This window comes from Streptomyces sp. NPDC013317 (assembly GCF_055563155.1).
Genome location: NZ_JBVHDX010000001.1, coordinates 45530 through 64012 on the forward strand (window position 1 = coordinate 45530; position 18483 = coordinate 64012).

The window sequence follows — 18483 nt, forward strand, 5'->3', positions numbered from 1 at the left end:
CGCCCGGGCCCCACGTGCGCACGCGTCTTCTCCCGCTCCTCCTCGCCCTGATGGCCGGGGTGCTGCTCGCCCTCGGCTTCCCGCTCGCCGCCAGCCTCGCCGCGGCCGAGCAGCAGCGCGTCGTCGTCGACCGGCTCGACGACGCGGCGCGGTTCGCCGCGCTCGCCCAGTTCGTCAGCGAGTCCGAGCCCACGGTCGACGAGCGCCGCACCACCCTCAGGGGTGAACTCGCCAGCTACCACGACGTGTACGGCATCAGGACCGGCATCTTCTACCGCGACAACCGGGCCATGGCAGCCGCGCCGCAGGACTGGGTCGTCCCCTACGAGGGAGAGGGCCGCCGCGCCTTCAACGAGGCGCTGCTCGGGCGCCGCAGCCACGACCCGCCGCAGGTGTGGCCGTGGCAGCCGGACGCCCGTCTGACGATCGCCTCCCCGGTCGTGCGGGACGGGGACGTCGTCGCCGTCGTGGTGACCGACTCGCCCACCGGGCAGCTGCGTTCGCGCATCCTCACCGGCTGGCTGATCATCGTGGCCGGGGAGTCGGCCGCGATGCTGCTCGCCGTCGGCGCCGCCTTCCGGCTCACCGGCTGGGTGCTGCGGCCCGTCCGCGTCCTGGACGCGGCCACCCACGACATCGCCACCGGCCGTATGAAGTCCCGGGTCGCCGAGGCCGGCGGACCGCCCGAACTGCGCCGTCTGGCGCGCGCGTTCAACGAGATGGCCGACAACGTCGAAGACGTCCTGGAACAGCAGCGGGCCTTCGTCGCCGACGCCTCGCACCAGCTGCGCAACCCGCTCTCGGCGCTGCTGCTCCGCATCGAGCTGCTCGCTCTGGAACTCCCCGAGGGCAACGAGGAGATCGCCTCCGTCCGTACCGAGGGCAAGCGGCTCGCCCAGGTCCTCGACGATCTGCTGGGCCTGGCGCTCGCCGAGCACGCCGCCGCCGACCTGCGCCTGACCGACATCGGGGAGCTCGCGGCCGAGCGGGTCGCCGCGTGGCGCCCGCTCGCCGAGGAGAAGGGCGTACGGCTCGGGGGCGAGCGGCGCGCGGTCACGGCCTGGGCGGACCCGGTGGCGCTCTCCAGCGCGCTCGACGCGGTGATCGACAACGCGCTGAAGTTCACCCCGGAGGGGGAGCAGGTCACGGTCGCCGTGGCGTCCGAGGGCGACACCTGCACGGTGGTGGTGGCGGACGCGGGCCCGGGGCTCACGCCGGAGGAGCTCGACCGGGTCGGCGACCGCTTCTGGCGCAGCAACCGCCACCAGAACATCAAGGGCTCGGGGCTCGGTCTGTCGATCGCCCACGTCCTGCTCGGGGCGGGCGGCGGCTCGATCGCCTACGCGCCGAACGAGCCGCACGGGCTGCGTGTGACGGTCACGGTGCCGAGGACGGGGCCGCAGGGGCGCTGAGGGGGCCGCCCGCTCACCGGGTGGGCCGCGGCCCCGCGGAGCGGCGGTGCGCGGTGGTCACGGCTTCACGGAGCGGTAGTAGCGGCGCGCGCCCTCGTGCAGGGACAGCGGCTCCGTGTAGATCGCGGTGCGCAGGTCCACCAGCTGGGCGGGGTGGACCTGGCCGCCGATCCGGTCCCGGCTTCTGATCACGGTACGGGTCAAACCCTCCACCAGTGCCGAATTCGCCGTGTCCGTCGTCACGAGCAGGTTCGCCACGGCCACGGTCTCCACCGGCTGTCCGTCCTGAGCCCGCTTGTAGGCGTCCGCGGGGATGACCGCGGAGCGGTAGTGGCGCGTCGACTCGCCCGCGTCGTGCAGCGTGTCCACCAGGGCCGCCTCAAGCGAGACCAGCCGCACAGGCATGCGCTCGGACAGCGCCTGGACGGCCTGTGTGGGCAGACCGCCGGACCAGAAGAACGCGTCCAGTCTCCCGCTCTCGAGCAGGCCCGGCATCGTGTCGATGCCGGCCGAGACCGGCTTGATGTCGGTGTCGGGGGCGAGTCCGCCCGCCGCGAGGACCCGATCGGCGATGAGCCGGACACCGGAACCCTCCTGGCCGACTCCGACACGGAGCCCGCGCAGATCGGCGACGGACCGGACGGGCGAATCCTTGGGGACGACGAGCTGGACGTAGTCGTCGTAGAGGCGCGCGGAGCCCCGGAGCCTCTCGAACCCGGGCTTCCGGTCGCGCTGGTACTGGGCCACGGCGTCGGCCGTCGCGATGGTGAAGTCCGCCTCGCCCGAGGCCAGGCGCGCGAGGTTCTGCTGGGAGCCCTCGCTGTCCTTGAGCGCTATCGAGACATCCGGCAGATCGGTGGCGAGTGCCTGCCGCAGGAGTTCGCCGTACCGCTGGTAGACGCCGGTCGGAACGCCCGTACTGAAGGTGACCCGGCCACTCGGGTCCGACGGACCGAAAGGAACCAGCCACCACACCAGCAGCCCGCACACCACCAGAAGCGCCGCCGACACCTGGAGCAGGCGGCGACGGACGACACGGGAGAGCGAGGCGAGCATGGCGCGATCCTGCCAGTTCCCTCCCCGCTCTGGCCAGGGCCGGCGTGCGAGCTGCCGGTCGTCGGCCTGCACGCGCGCGTGCCCGTGCCGTCCGCACGGGGGGTACGGGGGGTTTCGTCGTCAGAGACCGGTCGCCTGGGCGCGCAGCCACGCGAGCAGCGCGGCGATGCGCTCGTCCCGCTCGGGCGGCTGCGGGCTGAGCAGGTGGTATCCCGTGCCGTCCTCGACCAGGCCGAAGGGCGCCACCAGCTGGCCGCGCACGAGGTCGTCGTGGACCAGCGCGTACGGGCCGATGGCCATGCCCACGCCGGCGACGGCCGCCTGGAGCGCCAGGTAGAAGTGCTCGAAGGTCTGCTCACCGTCGGGTTCGACGCGTCGACGCGTGAGGCGCTGCCAGTCGGCCCATGCTCCCGGCCGCGTGCTCGCGTGCAGGATCGTCACACCGGCGACCCCGGTCCCGCCTGTGCCCGCGACCCCGGTCCCGCCGGCGCCCACGCCCCCGCCCGCGATCCCGCCCGTGCCCGCGAACCCGTGCCCGTCGCGGAGACGCTCGGCCAGGTCCGGGCTGCAGACCGGACCGATCCGCTCCAGAAAGAGGGGGGACCGGCACACGTCCGGCGGTACGGGAAAGTCGTCGCGCCGCAGGGCGACGTCGACGGGGTCCCGGTCGAAGGAGACGGGCCCGCCGCCCGCCGACAGATGCACCGTGAGGCCCGGCACCTGGCTCGCGAGGTCCGGCAGCCGGGGAATGAGCCAGCGCATCAGGAGCGTCGGCTCGCAGGACAGGGCGAGTGGACCACCGCGCTCACGTCGTGCCACCTCCCGGGCCGCGGTGTCGACCTGGTCGAGCGCGTCGCGTACGGCGGCGGCGAGGCGGCGGGCCTGAGCGGTCGGCCGCAGGGAGCGGGTCGCGCGCTCGAAGAGCGTGACGCCCAGGGACTTCTCCAGATTCTGGATCTGGCGGCTGACCGCGCCATGGGTCACGTGAAGCTCCTCGGCGGCCCGGGTCATGCTCGCGTGCCGCACGGTCGCCTCGAACGGGAGCAGCGAGTTCAGCGGGGGAAGGTCGGGCCAGCGCATGCGTGAAATCTACTCACAGGTGGAGTGAGAAGGAATCGCTTGTCCAGCGGCTTTCCGCCCGCCAGGGTTGACGTCGGTGGCGATCGCGTCACGCGGGCGACGGGCCGTTGCGGGAGCGGTCGTCGCACCGGGTCCGGCGGTACGAATCGAAGGAGGACGAGGCATGAGGCGGGAACCCCCGGCAGAGCTCGTGACGAGCGTCGCGGTCCTCGCGGACGACCTCACGAGCGCGGGCGACGGCGCGGCGCCGTTCCGCGGGGCGGGGCATCGGGCTCAGGTCCTGTTGTCGCGAGACGGCGTGATCGGCGCGGCCCGTGAGGGAGTCGTCGCCGTCGACCTCGCCAGCCGCACGCTCGACGAGGCGACGGCCGTGGCCGTGACCTGGCGGGCCGCGGGCGCCTTCGCGGGCGCCGATCTGCTGATCAAGACCGTCGACTCCACGCTCCGGGGCCATCTGGCGGACGAGATCCGCGCCGCCCACTCCGGATCGGGCCGCCAGGCCGTCGTCGTCGCACCGGCCTTCCCCGCCGAGGGCCGGACGACGGTCGGAGGGATCCAGCACGTCCAGGGTGTTCCGGTGCACGAGACGGAATTCGCGCACGACCCGACACACCCCGTCCGCACCGCGGACCTGGCCCGCCTGCTGCCCGAAGCGGAACTCCTCGAACCCGAACAGTTCGCGAAGCTGCCGGAGCTCATCGACTCCGGGGGAGTGTTCGTCTGCTCCGCGGTCACCGACGCCGACCTCGACCTTCTGGTCTCCTCCGTGCCCCGACCGCACGACGTCCTGTGGGTCGGTTCCCCGGGCCTCGCCGCGGCGCTGGCGACCCACCACTCCCGTACCCCCGCCGTGCCCGCGCTCGCACCGCCCGTGTCCCGGCGCCCGTTGGTGGTGGTCGGCAGCGCGCACCCGGCCTCACGCCGTCAGCTGGACCGGCTGCGTACGCGCGGAGACGTGGGCGCGGCCGAAGCCGGAGACGACCCGGCCGCGGCCGTCGAGTCCCTGCGCCGATCCGGCGCGCCCGTGCTCGCCGTCCACACCCCCGACGCGCGCCGTGCGTCCTCCGACGCCCTGACGGGGGACCTCGCCGCCGCCGTGGGCGCATCGGTGGCGGAAGGGCTGGTCGACGGGCTCGTACTGACCGGCGGAGAGACGGCGGCGACGGTACTGGAAGCCCTCGGCGCCGGCGGTATCGACCTGGTCGACGAGCCGGAACCGGGAGTGGCACGGGGCGTACTGCTCGGCTCTCGACGCCTCCCCGTCCTGATCAAGGCCGGCGGCTTCGGCGACGACGACACGCTCGACCGCCTCCGCCGCATCCTCGCGGAAGGGTCGCCGGTCTCATGACGCGACCCATCGCCCTCACCATGGGCGACCCGTGCGGCATCGGCCCCGAGATCACCGTCAAGGCGTACGCCGACCCCCGGCGCCGCCCTCCGGTCGTCGTCATAGGCGACCTGGACACCCTGGCCCGGGCCTGCCGGGTCACCGGCACCGGGCTGACCCTCCGACCGATCTCCTCCGTCACGGAAGCGGCCCACAGCCCCGGGGTGATGGACGTCCTCCCCGTAGGGGCGCTCCCCGCGGACCTGCCGCTCGGCACGGTTGACGCCCGCGCCGGCGCCGCCTCGTTCCACTACGTACGCCGAGGAGTGGAGCTCGCCCTCCAGGGCGAGATCCGGGCGCTGACCACCGCCCCGATCAACAAGGAGGCACTCGGACACGCGGGTCTGCCCTACCCCGGCCACACCGAGATCCTCGCCGAGCTCTCGGGCACCGGCGACTACGCCATGATGATGGCCAACGGCGAGCTGCGGGTCGTCCTGGTCACCGTCCACCAGTCCCTGCGCACGGCGGTCGACTCCCTCACCCCCACCCGTGAGCTGGAGATCATCCGGCTCACCCACCGCACGCTCCTGTCCGTACGCGGGGAGGGCGACCGTCCCCGAATCGCCGTCGCCGCACTCAACCCGCACGCCGGTGAGCACGGGCTCTTCGGCCGCGAAGACCTCGACATCATCGAACCGGCCGTGCGCGCCGCTCGCCGGGAGGGCATCGACGCCAGCGGCCCCTGGCCCGCCGACACGGTCTTCATGCGCGCCCGCGCGGGCGAGTTCGACGTCGTCGTGGCGCAGTACCACGACCAGGGGCTCATACCGGTCAAGTACCTGGGCCTGGAGCACGGCGTCAACATCACCATCGGACTGCCCTTCGTACGGACCAGCGTCGACCACGGCACGGCCTTCGACCTCGCCGGTCGCGGCACCGCCGACCACAGCAGCCTGCTCACCGCCCTGCACCACGCGGACGAGCTGGCACCACCATCCGCATCCGAGCCGGAGGACCCCCGTGGACTTCATCTTCATGCTCACCCGTGAGGACAGGACCGTCACGGACTGCCTCGACGTACTCGACACCGTCCGCGGCCTCGGCATCGGCCACATCGGGTTCAAGGACGTCGGGGTCGACGCCTCCACCCTCGACCGGCTCCACCGGCAGATCAAGGACATCGGGGCCACCAGCTACCTCGAAGTCGTCAGCACCACCCGCGAGGAGGCCCTCACCTCCGTCCGGCAGGCCGTCGACCTGGGAGTCGACCGGCTCATGGGAGGCACCTGGATCGAGGAGACGCTGGCCCTCCTCGACGGCACCGCCATCGAGTACCTCCCCTTCGCGGGTGAACCGGTGGACCACCCCACCCGCCTCGCGGGCGGCCCCGAGCGGGTCGCCCAGGACTGCCGCCGGGCCGAGGCCGCAGGCTGCGCGGGCGTCGACCTCCTCGCCTACCGGGCGACCGACGCGGACCCGCTCGACCTCGTCCGCGCAGCACGGGCGGCCACCACCGGGCGCCTGGTCGTCGCGGGCGGCATCAGCGGCAGGGAGCGCATACGGGACCTGGCAGCCGCCGGAGCCGACGCCTTCACCATCGGTTCGGCCGCCTTCGACGGCTCCCTGCGCCCCGACGCGGGCACCCTCGCCGCCCAGCTCACAGAGGCCCTCGACGCCGCCGGGAGCGTCCCCGTGCCGTCGTAGCGGCAGCGAGGGCCGGGGCTGTCCCCGGCACCGCATACCCTTGTTCCATGACCAGCAGCGACCGGAGCCAGGCAGTGGACGTCCAGCGAACCTACGAAGTGCGCACCTACGGGTGCCAGATGAACGTCCACGACTCCGAGCGGCTCTCCGGTCTGCTGGAGGACGCCGGCTACGTCCGCGCCCCCGAGGGCTCGGACGGCGATGCCGACGTCGTCGTCTTCAACACCTGCGCGGTCCGTGAGAACGCCGACAACAAGCTCTACGGCAACCTCGGCCGGCTCGCCCCCAGGAAGACCTCGCGCCCTGGCATGCAGATCGCCGTCGGCGGCTGTCTCGCCCAGAAGGACCGCGACACCATCGTCAAGAAGGCCCCCTGGGTCGACGTCGTCTTCGGCACGCACAACATCGGCAAGCTGCCGGTCCTCCTGGAGCGAGCCCGCGTCCAGGAGGAGGCCCAGATCGAGATCGCGGAGTCGCTGGAGGCCTTCCCCTCCACGCTGCCGACCCGCCGCGAGTCCGCCTACGCCGCCTGGGTCTCGATCTCCGTCGGCTGCAACAACACCTGTACGTTCTGCATCGTCCCCGCGCTGCGCGGCAAGGAGGAGGACCGCCGCCCCGGCGACATCCTCGCCGAGATCGAGGCCCTGGTGGCCGAGGGCGTCTCGGAGATCACCCTCCTCGGCCAGAACGTCAACGCGTACGGCTCCGACCTGGGCGACCGCGAGGCCTTCTCCAAGCTGCTGCGCGCCTGCGGCGAGATCGAGGGCCTGGAGCGGGTCCGCTTCACCTCGCCGCACCCCCGCGACTTCACGGACGACGTCATCGCCGCGATGGCCGAGACCCCGAACGTGATGCCGCAGCTCCACATGCCGCTGCAGTCCGGCTCGGACACGGTCCTCAGGGCCATGCGCCGCTCCTACCGGCAGGAGCGTTTCCTCGGCATCATCGAGAAGGTGCGCGCCGCCATCCCGCACGCCGCCATCTCCACCGACATCATCGTGGGCTTCCCCGGCGAGACGGAGGAGGACTTCGAGCAGACGATGCACACGGTCCGCGAGGCCCGTTTCGCCAACGCCTTCACCTTCCAGTACTCCAAGCGGCCCGGGACGCCCGCGGCCGAGATGGACGGGCAGATCCCGAAGGACGTCGTGCAGGCGCGCTACGAGCGCCTCGTCGCGCTCCAGGAGGAGATCTCCTGGGAGGAGAACAAGAAGCAGGTCGGCCGGACGCTGGAGGTCATGGTCGCCGAGGGCGAGGGCCGCAAGGACGGCACCACCCACCGCCTCTCCGGCCGCGCCCCCGACAACCGGCTCGTCCACTTCACGAAGCCGGACGAGGAGGTCCGCCCGGGCGACGTCGTGACCGTCGAGATCACCTACGCCGCCCCGCACCACCTCCTCGCCGAGGGCCCGACCACCGCCGTCCGCCGGACCCGCGCCGGCGACGCCTGGGAGAAGCGCACCACCGAGGCCGCCGCGAAGCCCGCGGGCGTCCTGCTCGGACTTCCGAAGATCGGTGTGCCGGACCCGCTCCCGGCGGCTGCGGCACCCGCCTGCGGAAGCCACTGACACCGACATCCGAAGAATCCACAACGGGGGGCCGTGATGGGGAAGTGGGTCGTCGTCGCGCAGCGCGGCAGCAACGGGGACACGTACCGCAGCGAGGTGGTGCGGAGAGTCACCGGGTCGAAGGAGGACGCGCGGGAGGCGATGCGTGCCGCCTCGCTCACCTTCTACCAGCCGTGGAAGGAGAAGTCGCGTGAGGTGTACCGGTACCCCAGCGGTGACGGCTGTCTGCTGATCGTCAGAGGGCTGATGTCGGAGACGTTGATCACGCTCACCATCGCCGAACTCGTCCACGACTCGGCCGACCCCGACCCCGGTGCCGCCGACAACCCCTGCGCGGCCCCCGACCCCGGCGTCGACCCCGAACCGCCGACGCCGGAACCGCAGGACAGCGTCCCGCCCATGTGACGGAGTCCGTCGCAGTAGGCTGCGGATCATGCTTGTCGCCGCAGCCGTCTGTCCCTGTCCTCCCCTGCTCGTGCCCGAGGTGGCCGCAGGGGCCGCCGGTGAACTCGACGGAGCCCGGACGGCCTGCGCCGACGCCCTCGGGCTGCTCGCCGCGTCCCGGCCCGATCGGCTCTATGTCGTCGGTCCCGCCGACGAGGGGGCCCGCGGAACCTTCCCCGCCGGCTCGACCGGCAGCTTCGCGGGCTTCGGCGTCGACCTCTCCGTACAGCTCGGGGCCGGGCCCGCGGCGGAGCGTCCGCTGCCCACCTCCCTCGCCGTCGCCGCGTGGCTGCTGCAGCGCGCCGACTGGGCCGACGCGCCTGTCGAAGGCCTCGGCGTCGGGGAGCCCCTCGAGGCCGAGCGGTGCGTCTCGACCGGCCGTCAGCTGGCCGCAGCGGCCGACCGCGTGGCACTGCTCGTGATGGGGGACGGCAGCGCCTGCCGGACCCTCAAGGCGCCCGGCTACCTGGACGAGCGCGCCGTCGCCTTCGACGCCGCGGCCTCGAGCGCGCTGGGCACGGCGGACGTCGACGCCCTCCTCGGCCTGGACGAGAGCCTGGCGTACGAGCTGAAGGCGGCCGGCCGCGCCCCCTGGCAGGTCCTCGCGGGCGCGGCCGAGGGCGCGGGCCTCGACGGCAGGCTGCTCTACGAGGACGCTCCGTACGGCGTCGGCTACTTCGTCGCGGCCTGGTCGTAGCACCGCCCTGGCAGGTCGGGACAGAACGGCGGACGGCCGCGGAGCATCGTGCTCCGCGGCCGTCCGCCGTGCGGGAGGGACCGTCGGGTGAACCCGGGCGGCCGCGCCGGTCGGGATACCGGGCGGTGGTGCCAGGCGGTCGGTGCCAGGCAGTCGTGCCGAGCGGCGGTGCCGGGCGTGGAGGCGTCAGGCGGCCGGAGGGGTGGGCGGCGTCGGCGGGGTGGGACCCTGGCCGTCTCCCTGAACCGTGCCCGGACCCGTGGTGCCGCCGTCGTCCTTGTGGGCGATCCGCCCCAGGGCGTCCTTGGCCTTGCCGGTGCCCGACTCGATCTTGGCGCTGTACTTGCCCTTGGTCTTGTCGTCGATCACCTTCGCGGCCCGCTCCAGGCCGTGGTCGATCTTGGCCTCATGCTGCTGCGCGAGGTCCGAGACCTTGTCCTTCGCCGGGGCGAGCTTGGCCTTCAGTGAATCCAGGAGACCCATGGGTCACCTTCCCTCCGGTGAGTCCGTCTGGCAGGCCCTGTCGCCAGGTACCTCTACTTCCGAGCGCCTTCTCCGGCCTCGTTGTCCGCGGCCTCCTCCGCCGACTGCTGCTTCGGAATCTCCACGGCCTCGACGGCCTCGGCGACCTCCGCCACGGCTTCCCCGTCGCCCGCCTCCGACACGTCGGCCGCCGGCGCGGTCGAGCCCGCCTCGGCACCGTCCTTCGTCCCGGCCTCGGTGGCCTCGTCGCCCGGCGCTCCGGCCTCCGCCACGTCCGGCGTGTCCGTCACGACGACAGCCTGGGCCTCCTCCGTCGACGCCTCGGCAGCTTCCTTGCCCTTCCGCCGAAACAATGCAAAAACGCCCATTTCAACTCCATAGCGTACTCGTGTGGGAAAGCCCCGCGGCGCCCGGGGCGCCCTGTTGCGCCACCCGGTGCAGCCGGTACGGAAACCGGCGGTCGGAACCTCGCAACTGGCAACGAACCCGGTTGCCGGCCGTCACGTCGCTCGTTCGGGGACCGGTCGGGAGGTTTGCGAGACTGTGACGGTGAGAAGTGCAGCTCCCGCCTCGCGGGTCATCGCCGTCGTCGGTCCCACAGCGGCCGGAAAGTCCGATCTGGGCGTATTCCTCGCCCGGCAACTGGGCGGCGAGGTCGTCAACGCCGACTCGATGCAGCTCTACCGGGGGATGGACATCGGGACCGCCAAGCTGACGCTCGAGGAGCGCGGCGGTGTCCCGCACCACCTCCTCGACATCTGGGAGGTGACGGAGGCCGCCAGCGTCGCCGAGTACCAGCGCCTCGCGCGCGCCGAGATCGACCGGCTGCTCGCCGAAGGCCGTACCCCCGTCCTGGTCGGCGGCTCCGGACTGTACGTACGCGGCGCCATCGACGCGCTCGAGTTCCCCGGCACCGATCCGGCCCTCAGGGCCCGCCTGGAGGCCGAACTGGAGGAGCGGGGCTCCGGTGTCCTGCACGCCCGCCTCGCCGAGGCCGACCCCGAGGCCGCCCGCGCGATCCTGCCCAGCAACGGCCGCCGCATCGTCCGGGCCCTGGAGGTCATCGAGATCACCGGCAAGCCCTTCACGGCCAACCTGCCCGGCCCGGACTCGGTCTACGACACCGTGCAGATCGGCGTCGACGTGGCCCGCCCCGAGCTCGACGACCGCATCACCACGCGCGTGGACCGGATGTGGGAGGCCGGACTCGTGGACGAGGTGCGCACCCTGGAGGCGCGGGGACTGCGGGAGGGGCGCACCGCCGCCCGCGCCCTCGGCTACCAGCAGGTGCTCGCGGCGCTCGCGGGGGAGTGCACGGAGGACGAGGCGCGCGCGGAGACCGTACGCGCCACCAAGCGCTTCGCGCGCCGCCAGGACTCGTGGTTCCGGCGCGACCCCCGGGTCCACTGGCTGAGCGGAGCGGCGGAAGACCGCGGGGAACTCCCGCGAGAGGCGCTGACGTTGGTCGAACGAGCGGTCACAGCCTGATCACGTGATGGCATCGGGACGCCATGCCCGTCATTCCGGGGGTCTCTGGCGTGCCATCATCGAGCATCGATCGACCAAGTGGAGTCCGAGTGGGAGGGCGCGTGGCGATGGAGGCCGGCCCTCGCGACAGAGAACAGCACGAAGCGGTCACGGACGAAGCTCCGGGTGACGCGCCCGGTTTGAGCCCGGACGGACCGGACGACGCCGAAGGCACGTCCGTCGAGGTCGACCCCGACGAGGTCGAGGTCGAGCTCCGGCCGCAACGCCGTCTCCGGATCTGGCAGCTCGCGCCCATCGTGGGCCTCGCCGCCCTCGGCTCGCTGATGTTCGCCTTCCCCCTCGCCTTCGGGTCCGGCGACGGCGGCGCCGTCGTCGCCATGCTCGGTCTGCTGATCAGCTCCTGCGCGGCCGGCTGGGGCATGATGGCCGCCCGCCGGGTCGGCTCCGCCTGGCCGGGGCTCCCGGCCCGCGGTTCCGGCGAGCGGCCGAACTGGCGCGTGATCGCCCTCTACGTGTTCTTCAGCGCGCTCCTGGTCGCCCTGGCCGTCTGGCGCGTCGCCCGCCTCCGCTGAGGCCACCTCGCCCGAGGGGTGGATCTTCGGGCGGCTGTCGGACCCGCCCCGTAGAGTTGATCCCGTGACCAGCACACAGACCTCAGCCATCGCGTTCCTCAAGGGCCACGGGACCGAGAACGACTTCGTGATCATCCCGGACGCCGACAACGCCCTCGACCTTCCGGCCGCCGCCGTCGCGCGGATCTGCGACCGGCGGGCCGGAATCGGCGGCGACGGTGTGCTGCGCGTGGTCCGCAGCGCGGCCCACCCCGAGGCCCGCGCCATGGCCGACGAGGCCGAGTGGTTCATGGACTACCGCAACGCGGACGGCTCGGTCGCCGAGATGTGCGGCAACGGAGTCCGGGTCTTCGCCCGCTATCTGGAGCACGCCGGACACGTCACGGCCGGCGAGGTCGCCATCGCCACCCGCAGCGGGGTGAAGCGCACCCACCTGGACAAGGACGGCTCCGTCACCGTCGCCATGGGCCGAGCCCGGCTCCCCGAGGACGGCGTCACCGTCACCGTCGACGGCCGCAGCTGGCCGGCCCGCAACGTGAACATGGGCAATCCGCACGCCGTCGCGTTCGTCGAGTCCCTCGACCACGCGGGCGACCTGTTCACCGAGCCCCCCTACGCGCCGGCCGAGGTCTTCCCCGACGGGGTGAACATCGAGTTCGTCGCCGACCGGGGCGCGCGCCACGTGGCCATGCGCGTCCACGAGCGAGGCGCCGCCGAGACCCGTTCCTGCGGCACGGGCGCCTGCGCCGTCGCCGTGGCCGCGGCCCGCCGGGACGGCGTCGACCCCGCCGTGAGCGGTGAGCCCGTCGCGTACACCGTGGACGTCCTGGGTGGCACGCTGATCATCACCGAGCACCCCGACGGCGAGGTGGAGATGACCGGTCCGGCCGTCATCGTCGCCGAAGGCACGATCGACCCGGCCTGGCTCGCCGGCCACTGAGACACCTCGGTACCGAGCTCGCCATCGGTAAGCACCAAACGCACCCGACGGACACATTCGAAACAGTCAACGACTGATCCTTCGCTCGATTGGGTGATCCGTTTCACGCTGAGCGAGAGCGGCACTGCGCCACGTGGTGGGGTCGGTAGCATCAAGCACCGGCCCCGCGGGCACGCCTTGCCCGTCCACCGCCGGTCGACGTCGCCGGAGGTGCCCCATGAGTGCAGAGGCCACCAACCCTGTGAGCGCAGCGGAGGCCATGGGTCCCGACGCTCCCAGTCGCAGCCGCGGCCGAGCGGCGCGCGCGAGGCTCGACCTCCGCCGGCTCGGCCGCGCGGCCCTGGCCGGCCCCACCACCAGGGACCGTCTGCCGGACGCCATCGGTCATGTGGCCGAGGCCCATCGGGCCCACCACCCGAACGCCGACCTGGCCGTGCTGCGCCGCGCGTACGTCCTGGCCGAGTCCTCGCACCGCGGACAGTTCCGCAAGAGCGGTGAGCCGTACATCACCCATCCGCTCGCGGTCACCCTCATCCTCGCCGAACTGGGCGCGGAGACGACGACGTTGACCGCCGCGCTGCTCCACGACACGGTGGAGGACACGGAGGTGACGCTCGATCAGGTACGGGAGCAGTTCGGCGCCGAGGTCGCCTACCTCGTCGACGGCGTCACCAAACTGGAGAAGGTCGACTACGGCGCCGCCGCGGAACCCGAGACCTTCCGCAAGATGCTCGTCGCCACCGGCAACGACGTCCGCGTGATGTCGATCAAACTCGCCGACCGGCTCCACAACATGCGCACCCTCGGGGTGATGCGCCCCGAGAAACAGGTCCGGATCGCCAAGGTGACCCGTGACGTCCTCATCCCACTCGCCGAACGGCTCGGCGTCCAGGCGCTGAAGACGGAGCTCGAGGACCTCGTCTTCGCCATCCTCCATCCCCAGGAGTACGAGAACACCCGCGCCCTCATCGCCGGGAACACCGGCGCCGGCGATGTCCTGGCCACCGTCGCCGACAGCGTCGCCGCGGCCCTGCGCGAGGCGGACATCGGCGCCGAAGTACTCGTCCGCCCACGGCACTTCGTCTCCGTCCACCGCGTCCGGCTCAAGCGCGGCGAGCTGCGGGGAAGCGACTTCGGGCGGCTTCTCGTGCTGGTGGCCGAGGACGCCGACTGTTACGCCGTCCTCGGCGAACTCCACACCTGCTTCACCCCGGTGATCTCCGAGTTCAAGGACTTCATCGCGGCCCCCAAGTTCAACCTGTACCAGTCGCTGCACACCGCCGTCGCCGCCCCCGACGGGGCCGTCGCCGAAGTCCTCATCCGTACGCACCAGATGCACAAGGTCGCCGAGGCCGGGGTCGTCGCGCTGGGCAACCCCTACACACCCCCGGCGGGCGGTGACGGCGCCGAACCCGCCGACGACGGCGAGCGCGCCGACCCCACCCGGCCCGGCTGGCTCTCCCGGCTCCTCGACTGGCAGCAGTCCACCCCCGATCCCGACACCTTCTGGACCTCGCTGCGCGCCGACCTCGCCGAGGACCAGGAGATCACCGTCTTCCGCGCCGACGGCGGCGCCCTCGGCCTGCCCGCCGGGGCGAGCTGCGTCGACGCCGCGTACGCCCAGCACGGAGCCGCCGCCCACGGCTGCCTGGGCGCGCGCGTCAACGGCAGCCTGGCGACGCTCAGCACGGTCCTGAACGACGGCGACACCGTCCAGCTGCTCCTCACCCAGGACAGCGGCTCGGGGCCGTCCCCCGAGTGGCTCGAGCACGCCCGTACACCCGCAGCGCGGATCGCGATCACCGCCTGGCTCCAGGCCCACCCGGAAGCCGTCCGTGCGCCCGAGGCCGACCCGAGGCCACCGGTCTCCGTCACGGCCGACCGGCGCTCGGGCGCCAAGCTCCACGCCGACCTTCCCGGCGCGCCGACCGCCGCCGCCCGGCCGGCGGGCTGCTGCACCCCGGTACCCCCCGACGCGATCACCGGCTTCCAGGTGCGGGGCGGCTCCGTCACCGTGCACCGCATCGGCTGCGCGGCCGTCGGCACGATGAGACGGCTGGGACGGGCACCCGTCAGCGTCCGCTGGGGCGACACCGCCGAGTGCCGCGTCACGCTCGTCGCCGAGGCCTTCGGCAGGCCCCGTCTCCTCGCGGACCTCACCGAGGCCATCGCCGGCGAGGGAGTCGCCGTCGTCTCGGCGACCGTCGAGCCCCCGAGCGAACAGCGCGTCCGGCACACGTACACCCTGCAACTCCCGGACGCGGCCGGACTGCCCGCCCTGATGAGGGCCATGCGTGACGTCGCGGGCGTGTACGACGTGAGCCGCGCCCGCCACCCCGCCACGCACGACGAGTGAGGCCGGGCCGAGCGTGACAGGCCCCGTCAGCACGGGGTGACGTCACTACGGGGTGACGTCAGCACGTCGGTGACCCCTTCGGGTGGCGGGTGAGCGCGCCGTCCGGGGGAGGGGTGGCGGCACTGGTAGCCGTAGCCCATGCCGCTCACACCCCGAAACCCCTCCCCACGCGCGCGGTGGACGCGCGCCGCCGTCCTCGTCGCCGCGTCGGCCGGGCTTGTCGCCGCCGCCCTCCCCGCGCCGACGCCGCTCGGCATCGGAGACCCGCTCTTCCCCCACCTCGGCAACCCCGGCTACGACGTCCTCTCGTACGACATCTCCCTCACGTATCCGGGGAAGAACACCGAACCGCTTGCCGCCGTGACCCGGATCGAGGCAACGGCCACGGCCGACCTGGAGCGCATCAACCTGGACTTCACGCACGGGACGGTCCGGTCCGTCACCGTCGACGGGGCTCCGGCGGCCTTCCAGTCCAGCGGCGAGGACCTGGTGATCACCCCCGTCACGGCGACGGAGAGCGGCGACGAGATCACCATCGCCGTCACCCACACCAGCGACCCCACCGGCCCCGCCGACGCCGGGGGCTGGATCCGCACCGGCGACGGCCTCGCCATGGCCAACCAGGCCGACGCCGCCCACCGCGTCTTCCCCTCCAACGACCACCCCGCCGACAAGGCCTTCTTCACCTTCCGGATCACCGCCCCCAGCACGCTGACGGCCGTCGCCAACGGCCTTCCGACGGGCCGGACCACGGACGGTCCCAGCACGACCTGGACGTACCGCACGGCCCACCCCATGGCCACCGAACTCGCCCAGGTGTCCATCGGCCGCACGACCGTCGTCCACCGGGCGGGCCCGCACGAACTGCCGCTGCGCGACGTCGTCCGGACGGCCGACCGGGACCTCCTGGAGCCCTGGCTCAAGCGCACCCCCGCCCACATGGAGTGGATGGAGAGCCAGGTCGGCCCCTACCCCTTCGAGACGTACGGGCTGCTGGTCGCCGACGCGGCCACGGGCTTCGAGCTGGAGACCCAGACCCTCTCTCTCTTCGAGAGAAGGCTCTTCACCGAGCCCGGGTTCCCGGAGTGGTACGTCGACTCGATCATGGTCCATGAGCTGGCGCACCAGTGGTTCGGCAACAGCGTCTCGCCCCGTACCTGGTCCGACCTCTGGCTCAACGAGGGGCACGCCAGCTGGTACGAGGCGCTGTACGCCGAGGAGACGGCCGGACAGTCCATGGAGCGGCGCATGAAGGCCGCCTACGCCGCATCCGACGCCTGGCGCGCGGACGGCGGACCGCCGGCCTCCCCCGCACCTCCCACGCCCGGCAAGAAGATCAGCCTCTTCCGTCCCGTCGTGTACGACGGGAGCGCCCTCGTCCTCTACGCCCTGCGCGAGGAGATCGGGACCGAGGCCTTCCGGACACTGGAGCGCCGCTGGGTGAGCGAGCACCTGGACGCCACGGCCACCACCGCCGACTTCACCGCGCTGGCCTCCGACGTCGCGGGGCGTGACCTCACGTCCTTCTTCGCCGGCTGGCTGTACGCCGAGAAGACCCCGCCGATGCCCGGGCACCCGGACTGGCGCTCGCGCCCGGCGGGCGAGGTACGCGGCGCCGCGAAGTCCAGGTGAAACCCGGATGACGGGTCCGGGCCGACCGTGTCACCATCGTCAGGTCGACGACGCGGCCGGCCCGGGAATCTTTCCGTGCCGTCACACGTTGTGATCGACGCAACGACTTTCCATCGACGTAAGGATCAAATGACCTCCTCTTCATCCCCTTCCCAGGACGAGCAGAGCTTCGCGGACACGAACCGCACCGAGAGCCTTCGGGCCGATGCCCTGATGGAAGAGGACGTCGCCTGGAGCCACGAGATCGACGGAGAGCGGGACGGCGATCAGTTCGACCGCTCCGAGCGCGCGGCCCTGCGGCGCGTGGCGGGCCTCTCCACCGAGCTCGAGGACGTCACCGAGGTCGAGTACCGGCAGCTGCGCCTGGAGCGCGTCGTGCTGGTCGGCGTATGGACCTCGGGGACCGTGCAGGACGCGGAGAACTCCCTCGCTGAGCTCGCGGCCCTCGCCGAGACGGCGGGCGCCCTCGTGCTCGACGGCGTGATCCAGCGCCGTGACAAGCCGGACCCGGCGACCTTCATCGGCTCCGGCAAGGCTCGAGAGCTGCGGGACATCGTGCTCGAGTCCGGCGCCGACACCGTCGTCTGTGACGGCGAACTCAGCCCCGGCCAGCTCATCGCCCTCGAAGACGTCGTCAAGGTGAAGGTGGTCGACCGGACCGCCCTGATCCTCGACATCTTCGCCCAGCACGCCAAGTCCCGAGAGGGCAAGGCGCAGGTCGCGCTCGCGCAGATGCAGTACATGCTGCCGCGACTGCGAGGCTGGGGTCAGTCGCTCTCCCGTCAGATGGGTGGCGGCGGCGGTGGCGGAATGGCCACCCGTGGTCCCGGTGAGACCAAGATCGAGACCGACCGGCGTCGGATCCGCGAGAAGATGGCGAAGATGCGCCGGGAGATCGCGGAGATGAAGACCGGCCGTGACATCAAGCGGCAGGAGCGCCGCCGTCACAAGGTGCCCTCGGTCGCCATCGCCGGCTACACCAACGCGGGCAAGTCCTCCCTGCTCAACCGGCTGACCGGCGCGGGCGTCCTGGTGGAGAACGCGCTGTTCGCCACCCTCGACCCGACCGTGCGCCGGGCCGAGACGCCGAGCGGCCGGGTGTACACCCTGGCCGACACCGTCGGGTTCGTACGGCACCTGCCGCACCACCTCGTCGAGGCGTTCCGCTCCACGATGGAGGAGGTCGGGGACTCCGACCTGATCCTTCACGTGGTGGACGGCTCGCACCCGGCTCCGGAGGAGCAGCTCGCGGCCGTACGCGAGGTGTTCCGCGACGTCGGCGCGGTGAACGTGCCGGAGGTCGTGGTCGTCAACAAGGCGGACGCGGCCGACCCCCTCGTCCTGCAGCGGCTGCTGCGGGTCGAGCGGCACGCGATCGCCGTCTCCGCCCGCACGGGCGAGGGCATCGAGGAGCTGCTCGCGCTCATCGACGCCGAGCTGCCGCGGCCGCAGGTCGAGATCGAGGCACTCGTGCCGTACACGGAAGGCGGTCTCGTCTCCCGGGTGCACACCGAGGGCGAGCTGCTCTCCGAGGAGCACACGCCCGAGGGCACGCTGCTCAAGGCGCGTGTGCACGAGGAGCTGGCGGCGTTCCTGACGCCGTACGTCCCGGCCGCTCACTGACCGGTTCGCCACGGACCGGCCTGCTCACCGACCGGCCGGCTCCCTGACCGGTTCGTCCACGCGACAGACGGAAGGCCCCGCCCCCCATGGGGGGCGGG

The 18483-nt window shown here is 72.5% G+C and carries 17 protein-coding genes; 13 read left to right on the forward strand and 4 right to left on the reverse strand.

Going from position 1 to position 18483, the window contains the following annotated elements; translation table 11 throughout:
- Positions 1–14: 14 nt before the first annotated feature.
- Complete coding sequence (locus ACZ3IJ_RS00200) at positions 15–1412, forward strand: sensor histidine kinase (RefSeq protein ID WP_467465371.1); 1398 nt, start codon at positions 15–17, stop codon at positions 1410–1412.
- Between the two features lie 57 nt (positions 1413–1469).
- Here ACZ3IJ_RS00200 and ACZ3IJ_RS00205 read toward each other — a convergent pair whose 3' ends face one another.
- Both ACZ3IJ_RS00205 and ACZ3IJ_RS00210 read right to left on the reverse strand, forming a co-directional pair.
- On the reverse strand, positions 1470–2468 hold the full coding sequence (locus ACZ3IJ_RS00205; RefSeq protein WP_467465372.1) for a TAXI family TRAP transporter solute-binding subunit: 999 nt from the start codon (positions 2466–2468) through the stop codon (positions 1470–1472).
- A 120-nt stretch (positions 2469–2588) separates the two neighbouring features.
- Positions 2589–3548: a LysR family transcriptional regulator gene (locus tag ACZ3IJ_RS00210; protein WP_467465373.1), complete on the reverse strand. Its 960-nt coding sequence runs from the start codon at positions 3546–3548 to the stop codon at positions 2589–2591.
- 163 nt (positions 3549–3711) lie between these two features.
- On the opposite strand from ACZ3IJ_RS00210, the gene ACZ3IJ_RS00215 reads away from it, so the two are divergent.
- Genes ACZ3IJ_RS00215 through ACZ3IJ_RS00240 form a run of 6 tightly spaced genes read left to right on the forward strand, consistent with a single transcriptional unit; the run spans position 3712 to position 9291 of the window.
- Positions 3712–4896: a four-carbon acid sugar kinase family protein gene (locus ACZ3IJ_RS00215; protein ID WP_467465374.1), complete on the forward strand. Its 1185-nt coding sequence runs from the start codon at positions 3712–3714 to the stop codon at positions 4894–4896.
- A complete protein-coding gene (pdxA, locus tag ACZ3IJ_RS00220) occupies positions 4893–5927 on the forward strand; it encodes a 4-hydroxythreonine-4-phosphate dehydrogenase PdxA (RefSeq protein ID WP_467465375.1) in 1035 nt (344 codons plus the stop codon). The genes ACZ3IJ_RS00215 and pdxA overlap by 4 nt, the downstream gene beginning before the upstream one ends.
- On the forward strand, positions 5899–6582 hold the full coding sequence (locus ACZ3IJ_RS00225; protein WP_467465376.1) for a HisA/HisF-related TIM barrel protein: 684 nt from the start codon (positions 5899–5901) through the stop codon (positions 6580–6582). The genes pdxA and ACZ3IJ_RS00225 overlap by 29 nt, the downstream gene beginning before the upstream one ends.
- A 47-nt stretch (positions 6583–6629) precedes the next feature.
- On the forward strand, positions 6630–8150 hold the full coding sequence (miaB, locus tag ACZ3IJ_RS00230; RefSeq protein ID WP_467465377.1) for a tRNA (N6-isopentenyl adenosine(37)-C2)-methylthiotransferase MiaB: 1521 nt from the start codon (positions 6630–6632) through the stop codon (positions 8148–8150).
- A 36-nt stretch (positions 8151–8186) separates the two neighbouring features.
- Positions 8187–8555 (forward strand): hypothetical protein, encoded by a 369-nt coding sequence (locus ACZ3IJ_RS00235; protein ID WP_467465378.1) that lies wholly within the window; start codon positions 8187–8189, stop codon positions 8553–8555.
- Positions 8556–8583: 28 nt separating this feature from the next.
- Positions 8584–9291, forward strand: coding sequence for a class III extradiol dioxygenase subunit B-like domain-containing protein (locus ACZ3IJ_RS00240; RefSeq protein WP_467465379.1), 708 nt, complete (start codon positions 8584–8586; stop codon positions 9289–9291).
- 186 nt (positions 9292–9477) lie between these two features.
- On the opposite strand, the gene ACZ3IJ_RS00245 is transcribed toward ACZ3IJ_RS00240, so the two are convergent.
- Both ACZ3IJ_RS00245 and ACZ3IJ_RS00250 read right to left on the reverse strand, forming a co-directional pair.
- Complete coding sequence (locus tag ACZ3IJ_RS00245; RefSeq protein WP_467465380.1) at positions 9478–9774, reverse strand: antitoxin; 297 nt, start codon at positions 9772–9774, stop codon at positions 9478–9480.
- Between the two features lie 53 nt (positions 9775–9827).
- The gene (locus ACZ3IJ_RS00250; protein ID WP_467465381.1) at positions 9828–10064 is read right to left on the reverse strand and encodes a gliding motility protein; all 237 of its coding nucleotides are present in this window, start codon (positions 10062–10064) and stop codon (positions 9828–9830) included.
- Between the two features lie 259 nt (positions 10065–10323).
- Between ACZ3IJ_RS00250 and miaA the strand changes: the two genes are divergently transcribed.
- The 6 genes from miaA (at position 10324) to hflX (ending at position 18385) form a co-directional block, all read left to right on the forward strand.
- Positions 10324–11262 (forward strand): tRNA (adenosine(37)-N6)-dimethylallyltransferase MiaA, encoded by a 939-nt coding sequence (gene miaA, locus ACZ3IJ_RS00255; RefSeq protein WP_467465382.1) that lies wholly within the window; start codon positions 10324–10326, stop codon positions 11260–11262.
- A gap of 107 nt (positions 11263–11369) precedes the next feature.
- Complete coding sequence (locus tag ACZ3IJ_RS00260) at positions 11370–11834, forward strand: hypothetical protein (RefSeq protein ID WP_383228591.1); 465 nt, start codon at positions 11370–11372, stop codon at positions 11832–11834.
- 64 nt (positions 11835–11898) lie between these two features.
- Positions 11899–12774 carry a diaminopimelate epimerase gene (dapF, locus tag ACZ3IJ_RS00265; protein WP_467465383.1) on the forward strand — a complete coding sequence of 292 codons (876 nt, stop codon included), beginning with the start codon at positions 11899–11901 and terminating at the stop codon, positions 12772–12774.
- Between the two features lie 217 nt (positions 12775–12991).
- Positions 12992–15130 carry a RelA/SpoT family protein gene (locus ACZ3IJ_RS00270; RefSeq protein ID WP_467465384.1) on the forward strand — a complete coding sequence of 713 codons (2139 nt, stop codon included), beginning with the start codon at positions 12992–12994 and terminating at the stop codon, positions 15128–15130.
- A gap of 138 nt (positions 15131–15268) precedes the next feature.
- Positions 15269–16762: a M1 family metallopeptidase gene (locus ACZ3IJ_RS00275; protein WP_467465385.1), complete on the forward strand. Its 1494-nt coding sequence runs from the start codon at positions 15269–15271 to the stop codon at positions 16760–16762.
- Positions 16763–16891: 129 nt separating this feature from the next.
- Positions 16892–18385 carry a GTPase HflX gene (gene hflX / locus ACZ3IJ_RS00280; RefSeq protein WP_467465386.1) on the forward strand — a complete coding sequence of 498 codons (1494 nt, stop codon included), beginning with the start codon at positions 16892–16894 and terminating at the stop codon, positions 18383–18385.
- Positions 18386–18483 lie beyond the last annotated feature (98 nt).